Origin of the sequence: Lysinibacillus sp. RS10 (genome assembly GCF_041956855.1) — a bacterium.
GTDB classification, from domain to species: domain Bacteria; phylum Bacillota; class Bacilli; order Bacillales_A; family Planococcaceae; genus Lysinibacillus; species Lysinibacillus xylanilyticus_A.
The window spans coordinates 1,167,870-1,188,023 of sequence record NZ_CP167122.1; the positions used below are offsets into that span (position 1 = coordinate 1,167,870).

Sequence of the window (20,154 nt, forward strand, 5' to 3'; positions counted from 1 at the left end):
GAAATAATTTAAATAAACATTTGACAGCTTATGTAGTACATGTTAATATAGTTAAGGTTAATGAATACAAAGTTTGTGGTTGAAGTAGAGGCTGCCCGCTTCTCACCTGATACAACGCTTTTAGGCTGTGAACAGGTATGACACGTTGAATTGTTTTGCGCTGACTTGCGCATGCACATATAGCGGGCGGACATCTTCAAGTGTCCGTCCTTTTTTTATGGACATGACAAGAGGATGTACCGTTCAACCGGGCAAGGCTTTGCCCAAACCATGTATTCGCGACAACTACTTGGAGGTGGATTACTATTAGCAAAGACATGTATGTAAACGAAGGCATTCGCGCACGTGAACTTCGATTAATCGATCACAATGGTGACCAGCTTGGTGTAAAGACACGTAACGAAGCGCTAGAAATCGCCACTCGTGTAAACTTGGATCTTGTCCTTGTGGCCCCTCAAGCCAAGCCGCCAGTCGCTCGTATCATGGACTATGGTAAATTTAAGTTTGAACAGCAAAAGAAAGACCGTGAAATTCGTAAAAATCAAAAGGTCATCGTAATGAAAGAGGTTCGTCTGAGCCCAACAATCGATGAGCATGATTTCCAAACGAAGCTACGTAATGCGATTAAATTCCTTGAAAAAGGCGATAAAGTAAAATGTAGCCTACGTTTCAAAGGTCGTGCGATTACACACAAAGACATTGGTCAACGTGTATTAGATCGTTTTGCTGAAGCTTGTGCTGAAGTATCGACGGTTGAACAAAAACCGAAGATGGAAGGCCGAAGCATGTTCTTAGTTCTTCAACCAAAGAACGAGAAATAATATTAGACGAACAGTTTAGGAGGAATTCGACATGCCAAAAATGAAAACTCACCGTGGAGCTGCGAAACGTTTCAAAAAAACGGGTTCAGGTAAATTAAAATATGACCGTGCTTATGGAAGCCACTTATTCGCAAACAAATCTACAAAACAAAAACGTCACCTACGTAAAGCAAACATCGTTTCATCTGGTGACTTCAAACGCATCAAATCATTACTTGTTTACATGAAATAATTTGACTACAAACAAAATACTAACATTCATTTTTAAATGAAAAGCAGGAGGTAATTCATATGCCACGCGTAAAAGGCGGAACAGTGACGCGCAAGCGTCGTAAAAAGGTTTTAAAATTAGCTAAAGGTTACTATGGTTCAAAACATACATTATACAAAGTTGCAAACCAAGCAGTAATGAAGTCAGGTCAATATGCATACCGTGACCGTCGTCAGAAAAAACGTGATTTCCGTAAATTATGGATCACTCGTATCAACGCAGCTGCTCGCATGAACGGTCTTTCATACAGCCGTTTAATGCACGGTTTAAAAGTTGCTGGTATCGAAGTTAACCGTAAAATGTTAGCTGACCTAGCTGTAACTGATGCAGCAGCATTCACTCAATTAGCTGAATCTGCTAAAAAAGCAGTAGCTAAATAATTTTTGACGAAGTTAAAAATTATTTCTGCACCGAAAGCGAAGCGACAGGTGCAAAATTTCTTACAAGACTGATGGACTTATCCGTCAGTCTTTTTTTGTGTTAGAGTAGTAGTAAATAGTAAAAATAAAGGAGTACTCAATGGGACAAGCATTATTAGGTTATATGGCAGTTGTTTCTATAGTTCTGCTCGTGATGATGGGTATGGATAAATCAAAAGCGAAAAAGCATGAATGGCGTATTGCTGAACGTACGTTATTTACATTAGCAATTGCTGGTGGTGCAGTAGGTGGCGTACTAGGAATGTATTTATTCCGTCATAAAACACGCCATAACAGTTTTGCATTTGGATTCCCGTTACTAGCGGCTATTCAAATTTTTATCATCGTACAAATCTGGTGAAAAAACGCAAAAATATTCCGATAAAACTTAAAAAGTTTCCGATAAATCTCGAAAATATTCCGATAAAGCCTAAAATGTTTCCGATAAATCGTAAAAATGTTGCGATATATAAAAAACACATCCTCATCATGAGGATGTGTTGTGCATAAGCTTTTCAATGGGTTGTTTCCAGTTTATTTTTGCGCTTGGATAGTTCAATAGGATTTCCTGCTGTAGGTATTCAAAGTCTTTTCTCGAAAAACCTTGCAGTGTAGCGGCGTCACGGGCGCCAACAAAAATCGTAACAACTTCAAAGGCATCATCGGTAGTACCAAGGTATTTTTCACCTTCGAAAAGAGTACCCTTATAAGAGATAAAGAAATTTTTTCGGACATTTTTGACGTCATCATAAAAATAATAGTGGCCTCTTTCATAGGCTTCATCAAGTTTTCGCTTAGGATCGGTTATATAACGAATCGCTTTATAAAATACATAGATAATAAGCGCAATAACAGCAAGTCGAATAAGTAATGGCAACATTTTCAATTTCCCCCTTGAAGAAAGGTTATTCCCTCCTATACGATTGGAGGGGGCAATTAGTTTCACTTTTTATAAATATTTTTAAGAAATTTAGGAGAAAAAAATGAATTTACAACATTTGTATAAAATGCAGAAAGAGCTTGATGATTTCATCGAGAAAACACAAAAAATTGATCGTGATGTATTTAAAGAAAAAGGTTTAGCATTAATGGTAGAGCTGGGTGAACTTGCTAATGAAACACGTTGCTTTAAGTTTTGGAGCACAAAGGGACCCTCAGAGCGTGATGTGATTTTAGAGGAATATGTGGATTCGATTCATTTTATATTATCACTTGGCCTATTAAAAGGTTATACAGCGATAGAAAAATGGCCAGTAATTGAAGAGAAGCGAGATTTAACAGAGACATTTTTAATGACACAGGACTATATTTTAAAGTTTATTAGTCAACCAACAGAGGATAGTTATTTAGCTATTTGGCAATGCTATGGATTACTTGCGTACAATCTAGGCTTTACGTTTGAGGACGTTGTAGGGGCCTATATTGAGAAAAATGAAGAGAATTATAATCGTCAGCGTTCAGGATATTAAAGTAAGAAATACACCAATTTTCAGACGATTTAGGCTAGGAATATTTCGGTAAACGAAGTATAATAGAGGGGATACAAGAAGCAGGAGGAAAAAGGATGACACAACTAGATCCAACATTACAAATGTTTAAAGATTTAACGGATGCGAATGGTATTGCAGGTAATGAACGTGCACCACGTGAGGTTATGAAAAAATACATTGCACCATTTGCAGACTCAGTTGAAACAGATAATTTAGGAAGCGTCATTGCTAAAAAAGTTGGCGATGAAAATGGTCCTAAAATTATGGTTGCCGGTCATTTAGATGAAGTAGGCTTCATGGTTACCCAAATCGATGACAAAGGGTTCATCAAATTCCAAACTGTAGGCGGTTGGTGGAGCCAGGTTATGCTTGCGCAGCGTGTAACAATTACAACACGTAAAGGCGATGAAATTATTGGGGTTATTGGTTCAAAACCACCTCATATTTTACCAGCAGATGTGCGTAACAAAGTGGTAGACATTAAAGATATGTTTATCGATGTTGGTGCAGCTTCAAAAGATGAAGTACTTGAATGGGGCGTACGTCCTGGCGATATGGTCACACCATATTTTGAATTTAATGTGATGAAAAACGAAAAGTATCTATTAGCAAAAGCATGGGATAACCGCATTGGTTGTGCAATTGCAATAGATGTTATGAAAGCTTTGAAAAATGAAAAGCATCCTAACATCCTTTATTCTGTAGGGAACGTACAAGAGGAAGTAGGGCTTCGTGGTGCGAAAACGGCTACGCATAAAATCCAACCAGATATTGGCTTTGCTGTTGATGTAGGTGTAGCAGGAGACACACCAGGAGTAACTGCGAAAGAATCAACTAGTAAAATGGGCGCTGGTCCACAAATAGTTGTCTACGATGCCTCAATGGTATCACATCGTGGCTTACGTGAATTCGTATTAGACGTGGCTGATGAGCACAATATTCCATACCAATTCGAAGCAATGGCTGGTGGCGGTACAGATGCTGGCTCCATGCACATTACTGCTAATGGTGTGCCGGCTCTATCAATCGGTATTGCTACACGTTATATCCATTCACATGCTGGTATTTTACATCGTGATGATTATGATAATGCTGTAAAATTAGTGGTAGAAGTTATAAAAAAATTAGACCGTGATGCAGTCAATAAGATTATTTTTGACTAATACAGTATAAAGAACTAAATTGAACTATTCTTTTTGCCTTCTAACTAGGATGTTAGGAGGCTTTTCGCATTGATTAGATCAAAGAAATATATCTGAATTACTAATTGGAGAATAGTGCTAGGAAGAATAAGAGTTTTTTGGTAATATATATGAATAAACATATTTTTTCTAGGAGGAACTTGTAATTATGATTATTAGTAAATCTACTGCAAGAGAAGTTGGTAATAAAATAGATAAGGTGTTAGGTGAAATAAAAGATGTTCAAGCGAACATTGACCGTTCTTCGGACAAAATCGACAATGAATTGAATTCTTGTTCACGCGAATTAATTAACGCTCAAACTACATTGAATGAAATTCAACCACAAGTTGATATGTTGCTAGCGCAAGTTGGACAAGATGCGCCGCCTCATGTAAAAGCGATGCTAGAAAGCGTAGCTATGGGGATTACTGGTAAAGTGCAAAATGCATTAAATAACTTAGCCGAAGTTCAGCGCAATGTAAAAGACGTTGATAAATTAACGGATGAAATTGATTCCTTCACTGACAGTGTTAATAAAAAAATTACTGAAATCGACGAATTAACAGATAAGCTACAAGGATAGGGGGAGCGAAAGATGAATTCATATATGGGTGGAGGTCGAACGAATTGGAATAACAATCATCGAGTTGCCGATTCAGTAGACCACACTGCTTCTCAAATCACTTTAGCTTGTGACATGATTACAAATGCTGGGATTAATTTCGAAGGTATTCAACAAGAATTGATGATGCTTGCGAATCAGCCAAGCCCACCAGAACCTTCGCAATTGATTAGCATAGCAAATCGCATTCAAACAACGAAGCGTCAAATTGATGATTCTGTACAAAAAGTGAAAGAATTTGCACGTAACATTGATTCTAAAACAGACGAAATTCAGAATCGTGGCGGTTGGTAAAGTGATTTGAATATTTGTTGTAAGTTATTAAAATCAACAATTAAACTGTGATGCAGTGAATAAAATTATTTTTGACTAAGCATTATAAGTAAAACAGCCCTCTTTTGTTTGAGGGCTGTTTTGTATTTTTTATGTCGATAAATACATAATCTCTCGATAAAAATGAAAAGCGAAGAATTTCATTTTGTATTCAGATAAAGTATCTATTCATCTTGTAAAAGCTTTAATATATCTCTACCAATTTGTCCAGGATTTATTGTCAATATATTCGATCGATAATTGGATAGAACAACGACCCCTGTTTGCTGTGTTTTATCAAATCCTAAATAACTAGAGAAGCCTTTTGTTGAACCGTTATGCCAAATAATATCGTCCTCAAGAAGCCATCCTAAACCAATACTTAAATCTTTTGAAATAGTTTCAGTAGCTTGGTGTGTGAATGTATAGCCTAAATTTTCATCGCTTAAATGAGCTTTCATAAATTTTAATAGGTCATCGACAGTTGAACGGATTGCCCCTGCTGCCATAAAGTTATTCATGTGGAGAGGAGGCTTTTTATGCCCTCGAATACCGTATCCTTGTAATATCAACTCCTTTTTATCAGAAGGGATAGAAATAAATGTATTTGGCAAATCTAAAGGATCTGTAATTCTTTGTTTGATGGCTGTTTCAAAATCTGTGTGAAGCGTATTGGCTAAAATATACCCTAAAAGCCCCATGCCTACATTTGAATATCTAAACTTAACTTTTGGCTCGTTTGTATGTGTTTTAAAATAATGTATAGTCTCGTCCAGTGAATATTGGCAAAAAGGATCACGAGGTGTTTGAGTATCAAAAAGATTGTAAATATTTTTAAGCACACCTATACCTGGCAGACCTGATGTATGATTTGCTAGACGTTTTAGCGTCACAGGGTGATGATCAGGGAGTGCAGAAAAATAGTTGCTGATGGAATCTTCTAAATGAACTTTACCTTCCTGAAGCATTTCACCTAATATTGACGTAGTAAAAACTTTAGAAATGGACCCAACCTCATATACATAAGGCTTTTCTTCGAGCATAAAATTAGAGCCATTGAAAGTAAAAGTAGCTTCTTGGTTTTGATCAATAATGCCGATGGACAAAGCAACATTTGGGCGAGTTTTTATAAAGGGATAAGCAATTTTAAATATGTCCTTTTTTAAATCATATAAATCCACAATAATACCTCCATTACAAACGTTTATTTTTCTGTTGATCTGAAATAATAGAATGTAATTTCAAAAATATGTATTTTCCATGTAACAAATCCTCTTTCTGAAGCTTTGTATAATATTTATAAACGATAGCAAGCTTCATTTCCTTTTGCTTCTGAAAACAAAGAATCCTCGTGTATCTAACTCGATAATCACTTCTCTGCAATCTTTTTAACAATCTCTTACTAAGATGTACCAGCTCTTTATCCATTTATTTTACCATTAAAATAATCAATCCATTTTAATTATAAAAATGGAATAACAATAATGCAATTATCTGGAATGTGATGCTGAGGATTAAAATATTGATTTATGAATAAAAATTCAATAATTCGCATTTTGGTCACATTTTAAGAAAGAATTCTAATTTTTGAAAATAAACATAAAAATTCAGTTGATTTTATATTTATGCATGCTATACTTGATTCAACAGTAACGAAATAAGGAGCGAATGCTATGAAATTACTCGAGGAAGTACAGTTAAAGTTAGTGTCTAGCTTAAAGGGTAAAGACCTACTAACCTTGCTAGATTATACAAGTGAAGAAGTTCAACAGTTAGTTGAATTAGCAACACAGCTGAAAATAATTACAAAAGAAGAGAAATGTCCGAAGCTGCTAGAAGGTAAGACGCTCGGCATGATTTTTGAAAAACATTCAACTCGTACTCGTATTTCATTTGAAGTAGGCATGAATCAATTAGGTGGAAAAGGTATGTTTATGCATGCGCGTGATTTACAAATTGGTCGTGGTGAATCGATTTATGATACAGCACATGTATTATCAGGCTATTTAGATGGTATTATGATTCGTGCAAATTCTCATGCTATGGTGAAGGAGCTTGCAGAGCATGCATCTATACCTGTTATTAATGGACTAACGGATATCTATCACCCATGCCAAGCTTTAGCTGATTTAGAAACAATCGCTGAACATAAAGGGGAACTAAAGGGACTTAAAATTGCCTATGTTGGAGATGGCAACAATGTGGCGCACTCATTAGTGGTAGCTTCTGCACATGTAGGAATGAACGTAGCAGTTGCAACGCCAGTTGGCTATGAATGTGATGCAGAGGTGATTGCAAAAGCACAGGCTATCGCGGCAGCAAATGGTAGTACTATTACAATCACAAATGATCCTGTAGAAGCGGTTTTACATGCGGATGTAGTGTACGCTGATGTATGGACGTCAATGGGGCAAGAAGAGGAAACGGCAAAACGTCTAGAAGACTTTGCAGGTTACCAAATTAATGATGAACTTGTTGCATACGCAAAGCCGAATTACATGTTCCTGCACTGTTTACCAGCGCATCGTGAAGAAGAAGTAGCAGCATCTGTTATTGATGGTCCAAATTCTTACATCTTTGAGCAAGCAGAAAACAGACTCCACGCACAGAAGGCGGTTCTAGCATCAATTTTAGCTTAATTTGTGACATATACTTCTCGGGTTGAGAAGTACTAGATATATAGAGTTCTCATTGGCAACAGGGGGTGTCAATGAGAATAACATAACAGTGGTGTGCAGACAGAGGGATGTTAGCCACGCGCGATGTATGTTGTCAAGGTGGATGACCACATCGCTACATAGTAAAGTAACCTGGGAGACGCTAGGTTGCTTTTTTTCTTGTTTAGCGGGTATTCATTTGATGATCTATAAAAAGGAACCCATCGATATCCAACGGGTTCCTTTGTTTAAAAGTGATAATAAGTTTACATAGTGAAAATCTTCCCTGGATTCATAATATTATGTGGGTCAAGTGCTGCCTTGATGCTCTTCATCACCAATAGAGATGTTCCATGCTCTGTAGACTGATATTTCATTTTTCCAATACCAACACCATGTTCACCGGTACAAGTGCCACCTCGTAGTAGAGCATATTGGACAATATGTTCATTGAAGCGGTCGGCTTTTGCTTGTTCCTCAGCATCATTTGGATCTAACATTAACAGGGCATGGAAGTTACCGTCTCCAACATGACCTACAATTCCGCCTGCAAGATCAACTTGCTCAAGCTGTTCACGAGCATATAAAACAGAATCAGCAAGCATAGATATGGGTACACAAACGTCAGTCGACATAAGCTTTTTCCCCGGATAGGCATGGATATATGCATAGGCCAATGAATGGCGCGCCTCCCAGAGCTTATTACGTGCTGCATTGTCTTGTTCAAATTCTACAGAAAGACAACCAAAGTCCTCAAAAATTTCGCTAGCAAATTCTATATCAGCATGCATACCTGCTTCATTTCCGTGAAATTCTAAAAATAGTGTTGGTTTTTCATTATAGGATGTTTCATTATAAATATTAGCTTGTTTGATAGAGGCTTCATCGACCAGTTCAACACGACCAATTGAAATACCCGCCTGCAACAATGCGGTTACTGCACTGACAGCATCGCCAACTGTCGCAAAAACTGCGCGTCCTGCAGTGACAAATTCAGGTATACCATAAACTCGTAAAGTTAATTCTGTAAAGCAACCTAGAGTACCCTCAGAGCCAATGAAAAGGCCATTCAAGTGATAACCAGAAGAAGATTTTGCTGCTAAGCTACCGGTATGAATGACTGAGCCATCTGCGAGTACAACCTCTAAATCTCGTACTTGATCGCGCATCACTCCATAGCGCACTGCTGTTGTTCCGCTGGCATTTGTCGCTGCCATTCCACCAAGTGTAGCATCAGCACCAGGATCAACAGTGAATTGAAGCCCATGTTTTTTTAATTCTTTATTTAATTGGGCACGTGTTACACCTGGTTGTACTTTCACTAGCAGGTCATCTGGTCGAATTTCTAAAATAGTATTCATTTCAGAGAAATCGATAGAAATGCCATTTGCAATAGGAATTGCATTTCCTTCCAAGCTTGAGCCAACACCGAAAGGTACGACGGGTACACGTTCCACATGCGCAATTTTTAAGATGGCACTGACATCGGCCGTGGAACGAGGAAAGACAACGATATCTGGTAAGCTCATTGAATGATGAGATTCGTCCCTTCCATGTAGCTGTCGCACTGTTTCGTTTATTGACACCTGTTCTTCAATTAAAACCTCTTTTAGTTGATTTACTATTAATTCTACAGCAACAGTCATTCCAATCCCTCCAAATTTTCTGATAAATAAAACTTTATCACTCATTTATTGGAAATGGAATGAACTGTCTATAAAAAATTAGTGAGCAAAGACTTTTTCTAGTTTTTGAACAAATGCATCCTGCTCAGCAGGACTAGATTGCTGCCACCATTTTTCGAAAAACACACCAAGCCCTGGCAGTAAATGCTCTTCACCACGGCTAATAGCATCCTCGACAATATCCTTGAATTCGGCCGCAGATTGACCATGTACGTTTGTCGTAATCGCATCTCTTATTTGAAAATTCATCTATTTCGCCTCCTTAGTAGTAATCTGTCCAACCTTTTTAGAAATATGTATAGAAATCCAGTAAAAACATATGATTTCTGAAATATCGTACTGTTGTAATGTATAAATATTAAGTATAGTTTATAAAAACTCTCTAGTCATATCGTCAAAAGGGCTGTTCGACATACTCGTAGTATAATAATTATGATAGAGGCACCTAGGAATAATGGACTGTGCATAGTCGACAGGAAAATAGGATGACAACACAGCGTAATAAGCAAAAGTTATCACCTGAACAACCATTTGAAGAAGTATTGGAATTTGTCCAGCCAATGATCACGTCGATTTTATTAAAGTGCCGAATTTACAAGGATTTTGAATATTATCGTCACATAGCATCTATAGCTGTTTGGGAGGCTTGGCGCAAAGCAGATCCATCAAAAGGGCTGTTTTCTGCTTATATTTATACATGCGTCAAAGGAGAAATTTTAAAAGAACTTTCAAAGGAGAGACTATTTCTAAAGAATTATACACCTATGGACAATGAAATGATAAATTATGTTCGTGATTATGAAATAAGTAAGAGAAATCCCGTTCATATAGAATGTATTATGTCCTGTTTAAAAAAAGAAGAAAGAAAAATATTACTACTTTTTTATGTAGAAGGTTATAGTTACTCGGAAATAGCTAAAGAACTAGGTTTATCTGTAGATGCAGTTAAAAAAAGACGCACAAGAATAATGATTAAACTGCGTGAACGGTTATCTTCTAGAGAAGAATAGAGCGATAAAACATCAAAAGTATGCTAATATCAAAATGGAAAATGAATATTGGCATACTTTTGTTTTGGCATAAAAGTGTTATGATTTGTAAGAAATTAATAAAAAGGCTTATCACCATCATGTGAGGTGATTTCCGTAGAATGTGTAGTCAGATACATATTTTGATGAAGAGTCTCCTTTAGGTAGATAAAATTACCTATTTAAAGATATATTTTGGGTATGGAGGGTTTTTGTTGAATCAATTAGAACTAGGAAAGAAAGAGGTTTGGTATATAGTATGGCCATTATTGCTAGTTATACCACTATTAGGTATAAGTGATTGGATATTCGGTATTTTTAAGGAAGAAAGCTACATATACTTGGATTTGATTATACAAATACTAATTATTGTTTGTACGATGGCAATCGCTATTCAATCTTGGCTCATTTTTCCACACTTATTATCAAATCAAATATTATACATAGGTAATTTATTTTTTGTCGTCGCCTTGTTGGAAATAGTGAGCTTAGTTATTACACAAAATCCAATAGCTGAAACACAATATATGGATATGCTTTTACATTTAATAATGCGATTGTGCTTATCAATCGGTTTTCTCTTTATTATTTTAAAGCCCAAAAAACGCTTAATGATGAATGATCGTTTTTATACATATGGAAGTTCCTTACTATTTGTATTGTTGAGTTTTGTAATAGTATATTGCTCTTCAACCTATTTCTTGCTTGAAGAACCATTGTTGAATAAAGTTAAGACTATTGTCCATTTGTTGTCTGCTGTTTTACAAGGTACAACGATCGTGATTTTAAGTAAGTATATAAAACAGTTGCCAAAACGAGAAATATGGCTAAATAGCGCTGCGATTTATTTAATTATTAGTGATATTTTCTTTGTTTTCATTAAAGATAGGGAATCTATTTGGGGTTTTTCAGCACTTATTTATCAATTTTTTGCATTCTACTTTTTCCTAAAAGCAATATATTATACATCGGTCGAAAAACCGTATCAGCAATTATTAAAAATAAAGCAAGACCTTGAGTATTCGCAGCAGGAGTTACGTTTTCAAGCTTTTCATGATGATATTACAGGGCTCCCGAATGAGCATCTATTATTAAAAACCTTAAAAGAGGATTTACATGCCACTAACCATCAAAAAGCAATCATTGCAATTGAGATTGATCGCCTTGCAGCCATCCGCTCGTCTATAGGTATTAGCTATTCCAATGAAATGATGAAGCTTGTGGCTAAGAGAATACAAGCTATATTACCACCTCATTATTATGCAACCAAGCTTCGTGAGGGGCAGTTTATTATTTATATTGATCATGTAACAACAAGTGAAGAGCTATTACAATTTTGCTTTAACTTGAAGGATGCTATGAAAAAACCGTTACAAGTGCAATTATTTTCTCTCAACGGAAATCTTAATTTTGGAATTGCCCTGCATGATGAGAATTGCTCAGGTGAAGAGCTTTTAATGCATGCTCAGTTAGCGATGCGAGAAGCAAGTCAAATGCCTCAAAGATTTCTTTTCTATAAGCCATATATGTCAAATGGCATTGCTGACCGTATATTAATTGAGCAAGAGCTCCATAAGGCATTAGCTAATGAAGAATTTTATTTAGATTTTCAGCCACAGGTAAATTTAAAAACTAGTAAAATTGAATCGGTCGAAGCACTAGTGCGGTGGCGTCATCCAACACGTGGGTTTGTTTCACCGGGGGTGTTTATCCCGATTGCGGAAGAATCTGGACTAATTATTCCATTAGGGAAATGGATTTTAGAGACAGCATGCTCTCAAGCGAAGACATGGGAGAAGCAAGGTCTGCCACCAATGAAGGTTGCTGTTAATTTATCTCTTGGTCAATTATTCCAACAAGATTTAGTGCAAATGGTACAAGAAATTTTACAACGTACAAATTTAGAGCCAAACTATTTACAATTAGAAATTACGGAAAGTATGACGATGAATATCGATCAAATGACACAGCTACTTCATGAATTAAAGGCAATTGGTATCCAAATTGCTGTCGATGACTTTGGAACAGGGTATTCGTCGCTTTCGTATCTCAAAGATTTTCCAATTGATTGCTTAAAAATTGACCGTGCGTTTGTTCGAAATATTCAGCATAATCCAAATGATGAAGCACTCGTTTCTATGATTTTATCAATGGCGAAGCATTTACGATTAAAGGTTGTTGCCGAAGGAATTGAAGAAGTCGAGCAGCTTGCTTTTTTAATTGAGGGTGATTGCGATTATATTCAGGGCTATTTATTTAGTAAGCCGATTTCTGCTGAACAGATTGCGAATAACTACAAAGACTTACACAATCGAGCAAGTGATATTTTAACAGGGATGAAATATGAAGAGGATTACATCATTTAAAGTTGTGGATGACATTTGTTAAAACTTATGTCATGCATATAGTTGATTAGTGGAGATTGGGCGACTCCTTGGGGATCAGCGTCAGAGGAACGAAGGCTGAAACCATCACGTCCTGTGATAACGCCTTCGTAACCAACATCGGTGCTGTTGCCGTTACTTCCGTTTAATGGATTTGTATTGGCGATATGTATTTTTCAAAAAGAAAAAATCTGCTTACTTCACACACTGTAAGTAAGCAGATTTTTATTATGAGGTTTTAATGCGCGAGGTATTCTTCCTTTAATTCTCCTACGTCTACTTCGGAACGTTCCTCTAAAGAACGACGTAAATGAACAGTTGCTGTTTTACCATCATCATGAAGCTTGTCAATCCAGACGGATACGCCATTATAGCTTACTTCATATTCTGATGGAGAGGCGACAATTTCTTGTGCACGTTTATAATCCACTTGTTGTACCCCTTATTTTTTTGTCTTTTTTTCTTTAGTAACTGAATTAATAAGGTCCATAAACTCTTGAGAAAATTCTTCACTAACTTTGTTTGGCGCTATTTTTTGATTTTTCGGTGTTTGAGGCAATGACCCTTTGTTGGCGCTTTGCCCTTGCTTATTGTCTCTTCCCATGTTTAGTTTCTCCTTTCGCTTTGATATTTCTTAATATGGCTTTCAATTGATTTTTTTATAATAGGAAAAACTGGGGAAGAGCAAGGGTTAATGTAGACATGTCTAAATCATTTTTGTGTTAATAGAAAATCCTTAACTGCGTAAACTAAGCTTACTTTTATAATTAGTATTTGATGTAGCCAATGTCATCTCCAACTTTGGATGATGAGTCGTATTTTATTTATAAAGAAACCTTTTTGACGGTAAAATCATTATTTAATAGTGCCCAATTTTGTGGGAAAGGAAAACCTAATGCCCAATAACTAATACCTCGGAGATTATATTGCTTCACCATGTCAAACTTAGCTTGTGCACTTCTAGCATCTTCAAACCATACCTCATGATTTCTACCTTGTTCATCAACATAACGAAAATAAGGTGATTGTGCGATCCTATCATATTGTATGATTGCGCCATATTTTACAGCTCTGTTTATGGCTTCTTGAGAACTGAATGTTTCTGCTTCTTGCCCTTTAACATGCGGCAAAAGCCAATCGCGAGCATAAATTTGAAAACCTAAAAATATTTTGTCAGCAGGCATTACTGATAAAGCATATTCTACAACTTTTCGCATTTCATTAATGGGTGAAATAGCTTGTGGTGGACCAAGTCGATAGCCCCACTCATATGTCATTAAAATTACAAAATCTGCAATTCTTCCGTGTGCCTCATAATCATGTGCCTCATATAATGTTCCTGCCTGGGTTGCGCTCGTCTTTGGTGCAAGTGCCGTTGAGACTAGGAATCCTTTTGGGTGAAGACGGTCAACAGCTAACTGAAGAAAGTCATTGTAATTTTCCCGATCTGCTGGAAGTACATTTTCAAAATCAATATTTAATACTTTATAGCCTTTCTCTTCCATCACTTGCAGGGCATTGTTGATGACCTTTTCCTGTAATGCTGCACTAGATAAAATAACATGCGCTAAGTTGGAGCCTGCTTCTGTAGAAGAGAAATTCGTCAGAGTTAACATAGGTGTAATGTTTTTGGCAATAGCTGCATCAAGCATTTCTTTATCTTCTACAGGCTGTAAAGATCCATCCTCCTTAATCATGTAAGCAAATGGGCTAAAATAAGTAAGAAGATGACCGATTGCGTTAATCGAACGAACAGCTTCTTCAGGCTTTTGATACGTATAAGCATTTACTTCAATGGAAGGCTTAGCTCTTGGAATAATCAAACGTGTGCCAGCATAAATCATATTTGGGTTTGTAATTCCATTTTCCACAACGATTGCTTGAACGGTCGTACCATATTGATTGGCAATTTGCGATAGTGTCTCTCCAGGCTGCACGATATGTGTAATAGGTGGAATTACGAGCTTAGTTCCAGGTGTTAAAACATCTGGATTTGTTAAATGATTTTCTGTGATAATTGATTGAATAGGCACACTATATTGTTGAGCAATTGACCATAAAGTGTCGCCCCTTTTTACCGTATGAGTTGTATAAGGAGAGGGGATCACGAGTGATTGTCCGATGACTAATTGATTTGGATGAGATAATGCGTTTAATTGGATAATGGAATTGATAGGTACGGAATAGTGGTTTGCAATTTGCCAAAGGGTTTCACCAGCACTCACCACATGAATAATCATTAGAACACCTCCTAGGTGGTTTCAATATAGCATCATATGTATGAATAAAGAGAATGAGCATTTATCTTTAATTTTTAAGTGATAAAAATTTCAATCTTCATATTCTTTCCAAGTGATAAGCATAGGATAAAACATTGCATTGCATCATTTGAGAGAGGAGCTGTATTTTGAAGAAAGTAAAGCTCACAGGAAGAATTGTTACCCCTAAAGATCCGGACTATAAGCAAGCAAGAACAAATAATAACTTAAATGATCCCAAATTTCCGAGTATCATTGTATTTTGTCGACATAAGAAAGACGTTATCAACGCATTAAGATGGGCGAGAGAAAATAATGAACCATTTCGAATCAGAAGTGGGAGACATAGCTATGAAAATTATTCAATATTAAATGAAGGTCTTGTTATAGATGTTAGTGATATGAATGAAATAACAATTAACCAGCAAGATATGACAGCGAAAATTGAAGCAGGTGCTAATTTAGGAGAAGTATATCGGGTATTATGGGAAAATGGTTTTACAATCCCGGCAGGAACTGAAGGGAGTGTAGGGGTTGTTGGTTTGACGCTTGGTGGGGGAATTGGCATGCTATCGCGTCCATTTGGGCTAACATGTGACAATTTACTGGAACTTGAAATGGTTGTTGCAAGTGGCCATGAAGGGGCTGAAGTAATCCAAGCTGACAAGCAGAAAAATAGTGATTTATTTTGGGCAAGTTGTGGCGGGGGCGGTGGGAATTTTGGCATCGTTACAGCTCTTACATTTAAATTGCATCCTATTTCTAACGTATCGATTTTCTCCATTACATGGGGATGGGAAGATTTTGAACGAGCCTTTGACGCATGGCAAAAATGGGCACCTTATACAGATGAACGCTTGACCTCACAAATTGAGCTTAAATCTAAGCAAGTGGGTGATATTGTTGCTCAAGGTGAGTTTATAGGTACAGCATCTGAGTTAAAGAAACTACTCCGTCCATTGAGGAAAACAGGGTCACCAACGAATATATGGATAAAGGAAGTACCTTATATTAAAGCTGTAGAATTTTTCGACTTACCGAGCGGCAACAAACCAGCCCTTCGTAAAAGGTCAGGATCCTTTATTGAAAGGCCATTCCCTCATGCTGCCATTGTACAAATGAAAGAATTTTTATCTAACGCTCCAAATAGAAATACGACCATTTGGCAGCAATCTCTTAGAGGCGCGGTAAGTCAAATTGCGTCAAGCCGAACAGCTTATTATTATAGAAATGCTTTAATTGCTCAGGAGTATATTACCTCATGGGAAAAGGCTAAAGAAGAAGAAAAAAATATTCAGTGGGTCGAGAATTTAAGACGGGCTTTGTCACCTTTCACTGTTGGAGATTATGTGAATTTCCCTGATCGTTATATAAAGGATTGGCCAACTGCCTATTATGGTCGTAATCTTAGAATGCTTAGAGAAGTAAAGGGAAAATACGATCCGTTTAATGTATTTCATTTTCCTCAAAGTATTCCGCCAAATAAAAAATGGTTTTAGATGAGAGTCTATAAAAGAAAAAGCAGCATGCAGAGGGGTAACAAACATTGTTGCTCTTTTCTCCTACATTAACTGCTCATAAAGGACCGACTGGTGAAGACTATTAATCAGTGGGGGATGAAGAACCCCACTGATTAAAGTTTCACTCTATCCCTACTATTTTTCGGTAAGTATTTTATTGATTGCTGGAAGATCAGCGGGAGCAAAATTAAGATTTAGAAGTTCATTTCGAGGAACCCATCTAATTTCAGCATGTTCTAGCATGACCGGCTCTCCCTTTATAATCGACGCTTTAAATGTTTCTAAGCGTACTATAAATTTTTCGTATTCATAAATGGTGTCCTCAATTTTTTCCCCAACTTGAATAGAACAATTAAATTCCTCTAATATTTCACGAGATAAAGCTTGTTCAGGCGTTTCACCCTCTTCGATTTTACCACCAGGGAATTCCCAATAATTCGCTAATACCATAGTAGGATTTCTTAACGCACAAAAAAATTCATGCTTATCATTTTCAATAATGGCGCCTACTACATGTACATTTTTTTTCATTCTATTTTCACCCTTATATTATTTCTTTTTTACTCTAGCCATCACCCTAAATGGGAATCGGTTTGTTTTTCTAAAATATTGAAAATTATAACATATATTTCTGTAATTTTAGAATTATCTAGGAGTGATAATTCCACTTCGCTCATTAAAGAAAAGGTGATTATAAAAGAATGAACTTTTAACAATTAAACTGTTTTTTGCATGACTATGTAATTTGTCATTTTCTACTGTATAATAATGAACAGTAAAAAGGAAAAAGGCGGTACGAGTTACGATGAAAAAAATTGAATCTACGCAAAATTCGTTAGTGAAATATTGGAAGAAACTAGCAACAACACGTAAAGAGCGTGAAAGATCTGGAGAATTCATAGTAGAAGGATTCCATTTGGTAGAGGAAGCATTAAAAAATAAGGAACAGGTGCTACAGTTAATTGTACGTGAAGGTGTAGATTTACCAATGCTTTGGCCGATTGACCATGTAGCCATTGTTGAAATAACAGCGGCTGTTGCCAAGGAATTTGCTGAAACGGAGACGTCTCAAGGTGTATTTGCAGTTTGTAAGCAGCCTTTGTTAGAACAAGATGTAATGGTTTCATGGCGCAAAGTACTACTTATTGATGCTGTCCAAGATCCAGGGAATATTGGAACGATGATTCGCACAGCGGATGCTGCTGGCTTAGATGCAGTCATACTAGGTAAAGGTTGTGCCGATTTATATAATCCTAAAACGCTTCGCTCTGCACAGGGCTCACATTTCCATATTCCTGTCCTCCGAGGTGATTTAGAGGAATGGATTGAGCAGTTACAGGATAATGGTGTACCAGTATTTGGAACTGCTTTAGATGAAGAGGCGGTTGTATATAGTGATATTGAGCATACGGGTGCATTCGCTATAATGATGGGGAATGAAGGTAGTGGGATTCAGCCGCAGTTACTTTCAATGACAGATCAAAATATTATTATCCCAATTTTTGGCCAAGCGGAGTCTTTAAATGTAGCAGTGGCAACGGGAATCGTTTTATATGGATTTGTTAAGTAGTTAATAATTGCGATCACACCTGTAATTGCAAGAATATGGTGAAATCGTATGGCTGGACGCCCTCAGGAAGCTCTGTGCGAAAGCGAAGCGACAGCAACAAAGCGCACAGTCAGAACGGAAATCAACCACACATTATGGTGAGGAGCCTAAAATTACCGATAGAACCATCGATATCGATGGCAATAGGCACATGGCTCTTGATTTGAATTGGTATAGTATTGTATAATCACATGTAAAATGTAAGTTTGAATACAAAAATGCTTTGACCGGGAAGTAGTAAAGATTGTGAATGGACGACAGGGAGCGTAGGCCGGAGATTGAGAGCCAACGCCGTACCAATGCAGTTTTGAATTCATCCTGCGAGCAGCTACCGGGACCAGCAACAAGCTGTAAAGGTATGCCGGCTTTAATCTAGTCGTTATGTCAATGAAGTGATTGCTTGGAGTTTGCCATGCAATAACTAGGGTGGTACCGCGAAATGTCCTCGTCCCTTTTTTAGGGGCGAGTTTTTTTATGCCATCAAAGTAGTGGATGTCACGGATTTTCAAAGGAATGAATAAGAATGTTAGCCTAAAACCTTCGCATCCTGCGAAAACGGATAACTGACCTGCACCGGTAAGAACGCCACGTCCTGTGGCATTACCGAAATGACCGACATCGTGTCGGCCCTCGGCAGGCCTGGGCACAATTCAAAATCCGGAAGCATTGTTTATCTGTGCGAAAGCAAAGCGACAGCAACAAATGTTTTCTGTAGCGAAAGCGAAGTGTCAGCTACAAATGTTTTCTGCGCGAAAGCAAAGCGACAGCGGCAAATGTTTTCTGTAGCGAAAGCGAAGTGTCAGCTACAATTACGCTAAGGCGAAATTGATTTTATCAAGGAGGGTATATACATGGAAGAGCAATTAAAGCAGTTAGAGCAAGAAGCACTTGCTAAAATTGAAGTGGCAGCAAATTTAAAAGAGTTAAATGATGTGCGAGTAGCGTATCTAGGAAAGAAAGGACCTATCACAGATTTATTAAAAGGGATGGGTAAATTATCAGCAGAGGAACGCCCGAAAATGGGTGCATTAGTGAACACGGTTCGTGAAAATGTAACGGCTGTGTTAGAAGCTAAAGTGACTGTACTAGAAGAAGCGGCAATTGCTGAAAAATTAGCAAGTGAGTCGATTGATGTCACTTTACCTGGCCGTGAAATTAAGGTTGGAAATCGTCATCCACTAACGCGCGTTATTGAAGAAATTGAAGATTTATTTATCGGTATGGGCTATGAAATTGCAGAAGGTCCCGAAGTAGAAAAGGATTACTATAACTTCGAAGCACTGAACTTGCCGAAGGGACACCCTGCTCGTGATATGCAGGATTCGTTCTATATTTCCGAGGAAATATTATTGCGTACGCATACATCTCCGGTGCAAGCTCGCACAATGGAAGCGAAAAAAGGTGAATCTATACGCATTATTTGTCCAGGGAAAGTATTCCGTCGTGACAACGATGATGCCACTCACTCACATCAATTTATGCAAATTGAAGGGTTAGTTATTGGCGAAAATATTCGAATGAGTGACCTTAAAGGTACATTAGATACTCTAGCGAAAAAAATGTTTGGTGATGACCGTGAAATTCGTTTGCGTCCGAGCTTCTTCCCATTCACTGAGCCGTCTGTTGAAATGGATATTTCTTGCTTCAAATGTGGTGGTTCAGGATGTAACGTATGTAAAGGTACAGGCTGGATTGAAATTTTAGGTGCAGGTATGGTACATCCAAATGTACTTGAAATGGCTGGCTATGATCCGAAGAAAGTTTCAGGTTTTGCATTCGGTATCGGTGCAGAACGTATCGCAATGTTGAAATATGGTGTCGACGATATTCGTCATTTCTACACAAGTGACACCCGTTTCTTATCACAATTCGAGCGAACAGAGGCGTAAGGGGG

The 20,154-nt window shown here is 37.3% G+C and carries 23 protein-coding genes; 15 read left to right on the forward strand and 8 right to left on the reverse strand.

Translation table 11 applies throughout. The features are described from left to right. The first annotated feature begins 317 nt into the window (after window positions 1-317). The 4 genes from infC (at window position 318) to ACB089_RS05990 (ending at window position 1,872) form a co-directional block, all read left to right on the forward strand. Entirely contained in the window at window positions 318-821 is a 504-nt protein-coding gene (infC, locus tag ACB089_RS05975; RefSeq protein ID WP_024363824.1) for a translation initiation factor IF-3, read from the forward strand. A gap of 31 nt (window positions 822-852) precedes the next feature. Further along, window positions 853-1,053: a 50S ribosomal protein L35 gene (gene rpmI / locus ACB089_RS05980; protein WP_004226312.1), complete on the forward strand. Its 201-nt coding sequence runs from the start codon at window positions 853-855 to the stop codon at window positions 1,051-1,053. A 59-nt stretch (window positions 1,054-1,112) separates the two neighbouring features. Continuing rightward, window positions 1,113-1,472 carry a 50S ribosomal protein L20 gene (gene rplT, locus ACB089_RS05985; protein ID WP_049667524.1) on the forward strand — a complete coding sequence of 120 codons (360 nt, stop codon included), beginning with the start codon at window positions 1,113-1,115 and terminating at the stop codon, window positions 1,470-1,472. A gap of 139 nt (window positions 1,473-1,611) precedes the next feature. Further along, complete coding sequence (locus ACB089_RS05990) at window positions 1,612-1,872, forward strand: DUF1294 domain-containing protein (protein WP_374965662.1); 261 nt, start codon at window positions 1,612-1,614, stop codon at window positions 1,870-1,872. A gap of 126 nt (window positions 1,873-1,998) precedes the next feature. Here ACB089_RS05990 and ACB089_RS05995 read toward each other — a convergent pair whose 3' ends face one another. Continuing rightward, window positions 1,999-2,391 (reverse strand): sigma-w pathway protein ysdB, encoded by a 393-nt coding sequence (locus tag ACB089_RS05995; RefSeq protein WP_374965663.1) that lies wholly within the window; start codon window positions 2,389-2,391, stop codon window positions 1,999-2,001. 103 nt (window positions 2,392-2,494) lie between these two features. On the opposite strand from ACB089_RS05995, the gene ACB089_RS06000 reads away from it, so the two are divergent. The 4 genes from ACB089_RS06000 (at window position 2,495) to ACB089_RS06015 (ending at window position 5,101) form a co-directional block, all read left to right on the forward strand. Next, a complete protein-coding gene (locus ACB089_RS06000; RefSeq protein WP_374965664.1) occupies window positions 2,495-2,980 on the forward strand; it encodes a dUTP diphosphatase in 486 nt (161 codons plus the stop codon). Window positions 2,981-3,075: 95 nt separating this feature from the next. After that, window positions 3,076-4,164, forward strand: a complete 1,089-nt coding sequence (locus tag ACB089_RS06005) for a M42 family metallopeptidase (protein ID WP_374965665.1) — start codon at window positions 3,076-3,078, stop codon at window positions 4,162-4,164. Window positions 4,165-4,351: 187 nt separating this feature from the next. Further along, complete coding sequence (locus ACB089_RS06010; protein WP_374965666.1) at window positions 4,352-4,768, forward strand: hypothetical protein; 417 nt, start codon at window positions 4,352-4,354, stop codon at window positions 4,766-4,768. 12 nt (window positions 4,769-4,780) lie between these two features. Continuing rightward, window positions 4,781-5,101: a hypothetical protein gene (locus tag ACB089_RS06015; RefSeq protein WP_374965667.1), complete on the forward strand. Its 321-nt coding sequence runs from the start codon at window positions 4,781-4,783 to the stop codon at window positions 5,099-5,101. Window positions 5,102-5,304: 203 nt separating this feature from the next. Here ACB089_RS06015 and ACB089_RS06020 read toward each other — a convergent pair whose 3' ends face one another. Then, entirely contained in the window at window positions 5,305-6,300 is a 996-nt protein-coding gene (locus ACB089_RS06020; protein WP_374965668.1) for a serine hydrolase domain-containing protein, read from the reverse strand. Between the two features lie 492 nt (window positions 6,301-6,792). Between ACB089_RS06020 and argF the strand changes: the two genes are divergently transcribed. Continuing rightward, window positions 6,793-7,758 (forward strand): ornithine carbamoyltransferase, encoded by a 966-nt coding sequence (gene argF / locus ACB089_RS06025; RefSeq protein ID WP_368635650.1) that lies wholly within the window; start codon window positions 6,793-6,795, stop codon window positions 7,756-7,758. Window positions 7,759-8,042: 284 nt separating this feature from the next. Here the strand turns inward: argF and ACB089_RS06030 are convergent, their stop codons facing one another. Together ACB089_RS06030 and sspI are read right to left on the reverse strand one after the other, a co-directional pair. Beyond that, window positions 8,043-9,422 carry an FAD-binding oxidoreductase gene (locus tag ACB089_RS06030; protein WP_374965669.1) on the reverse strand — a complete coding sequence of 460 codons (1,380 nt, stop codon included), beginning with the start codon at window positions 9,420-9,422 and terminating at the stop codon, window positions 8,043-8,045. A gap of 78 nt (window positions 9,423-9,500) precedes the next feature. Next, window positions 9,501-9,710, reverse strand: a complete 210-nt coding sequence (sspI, locus tag ACB089_RS06035; RefSeq protein ID WP_068983940.1) for a small acid-soluble spore protein SspI — start codon at window positions 9,708-9,710, stop codon at window positions 9,501-9,503. A gap of 236 nt (window positions 9,711-9,946) precedes the next feature. Between sspI and ACB089_RS06040 the strand changes: the two genes are divergently transcribed. Both ACB089_RS06040 and ACB089_RS06045 read left to right on the forward strand, forming a co-directional pair. Further along, window positions 9,947-10,471 carry a sigma-70 family RNA polymerase sigma factor gene (locus tag ACB089_RS06040; RefSeq protein WP_374965670.1) on the forward strand — a complete coding sequence of 175 codons (525 nt, stop codon included), beginning with the start codon at window positions 9,947-9,949 and terminating at the stop codon, window positions 10,469-10,471. 233 nt (window positions 10,472-10,704) lie between these two features. After that, the gene (locus tag ACB089_RS06045) at window positions 10,705-12,855 is read left to right on the forward strand and encodes an EAL domain-containing protein (RefSeq protein ID WP_374965671.1); all 2,151 of its coding nucleotides are present in this window, start codon (window positions 10,705-10,707) and stop codon (window positions 12,853-12,855) included. A 256-nt stretch (window positions 12,856-13,111) separates the two neighbouring features. On the opposite strand, the gene ACB089_RS06050 is transcribed toward ACB089_RS06045, so the two are convergent. The 3 genes from ACB089_RS06050 to ACB089_RS06060 form a co-directional block, all read right to left on the reverse strand. Beyond that, window positions 13,112-13,303 (reverse strand): H-type small acid-soluble spore protein, encoded by a 192-nt coding sequence (locus tag ACB089_RS06050; RefSeq protein WP_068983938.1) that lies wholly within the window; start codon window positions 13,301-13,303, stop codon window positions 13,112-13,114. Between the two features lie 12 nt (window positions 13,304-13,315). Then, window positions 13,316-13,477, reverse strand: a complete 162-nt coding sequence (locus tag ACB089_RS06055; RefSeq protein ID WP_368635654.1) for a YfhD family protein — start codon at window positions 13,475-13,477, stop codon at window positions 13,316-13,318. A 220-nt stretch (window positions 13,478-13,697) separates the two neighbouring features. Next, window positions 13,698-15,113: a LysM peptidoglycan-binding domain-containing protein gene (locus tag ACB089_RS06060; protein WP_374965672.1), complete on the reverse strand. Its 1,416-nt coding sequence runs from the start codon at window positions 15,111-15,113 to the stop codon at window positions 13,698-13,700. Window positions 15,114-15,280: 167 nt separating this feature from the next. Here ACB089_RS06060 and ACB089_RS06065 point away from each other — a divergent pair, with 167 nt between their 5' ends. After that, window positions 15,281-16,630: an FAD-binding oxidoreductase gene (locus ACB089_RS06065; RefSeq protein WP_374965673.1), complete on the forward strand. Its 1,350-nt coding sequence runs from the start codon at window positions 15,281-15,283 to the stop codon at window positions 16,628-16,630. Window positions 16,631-16,786: 156 nt separating this feature from the next. On the opposite strand, the gene ACB089_RS06070 is transcribed toward ACB089_RS06065, so the two are convergent. Next, window positions 16,787-17,182, reverse strand: a complete 396-nt coding sequence (locus ACB089_RS06070; protein WP_374965674.1) for a (deoxy)nucleoside triphosphate pyrophosphohydrolase — start codon at window positions 17,180-17,182, stop codon at window positions 16,787-16,789. A gap of 274 nt (window positions 17,183-17,456) precedes the next feature. Here ACB089_RS06070 and ACB089_RS06075 point away from each other — a divergent pair, with 274 nt between their 5' ends. From ACB089_RS06075 to pheS, 3 genes are all read left to right on the forward strand, one after another. Continuing rightward, window positions 17,457-18,221: a TrmH family RNA methyltransferase gene (locus ACB089_RS06075; protein WP_374965675.1), complete on the forward strand. Its 765-nt coding sequence runs from the start codon at window positions 17,457-17,459 to the stop codon at window positions 18,219-18,221. A gap of 647 nt (window positions 18,222-18,868) precedes the next feature. After that, entirely contained in the window at window positions 18,869-19,078 is a 210-nt protein-coding gene (locus ACB089_RS06080; RefSeq protein WP_374965676.1) for a hypothetical protein, read from the forward strand. A 33-nt stretch (window positions 19,079-19,111) separates the two neighbouring features. Continuing rightward, window positions 19,112-20,149: a phenylalanine--tRNA ligase subunit alpha gene (gene pheS / locus ACB089_RS06085; RefSeq protein ID WP_068983933.1), complete on the forward strand. Its 1,038-nt coding sequence runs from the start codon at window positions 19,112-19,114 to the stop codon at window positions 20,147-20,149. The last annotated feature ends 5 nt before the right edge of the window (window positions 20,150-20,154 follow it).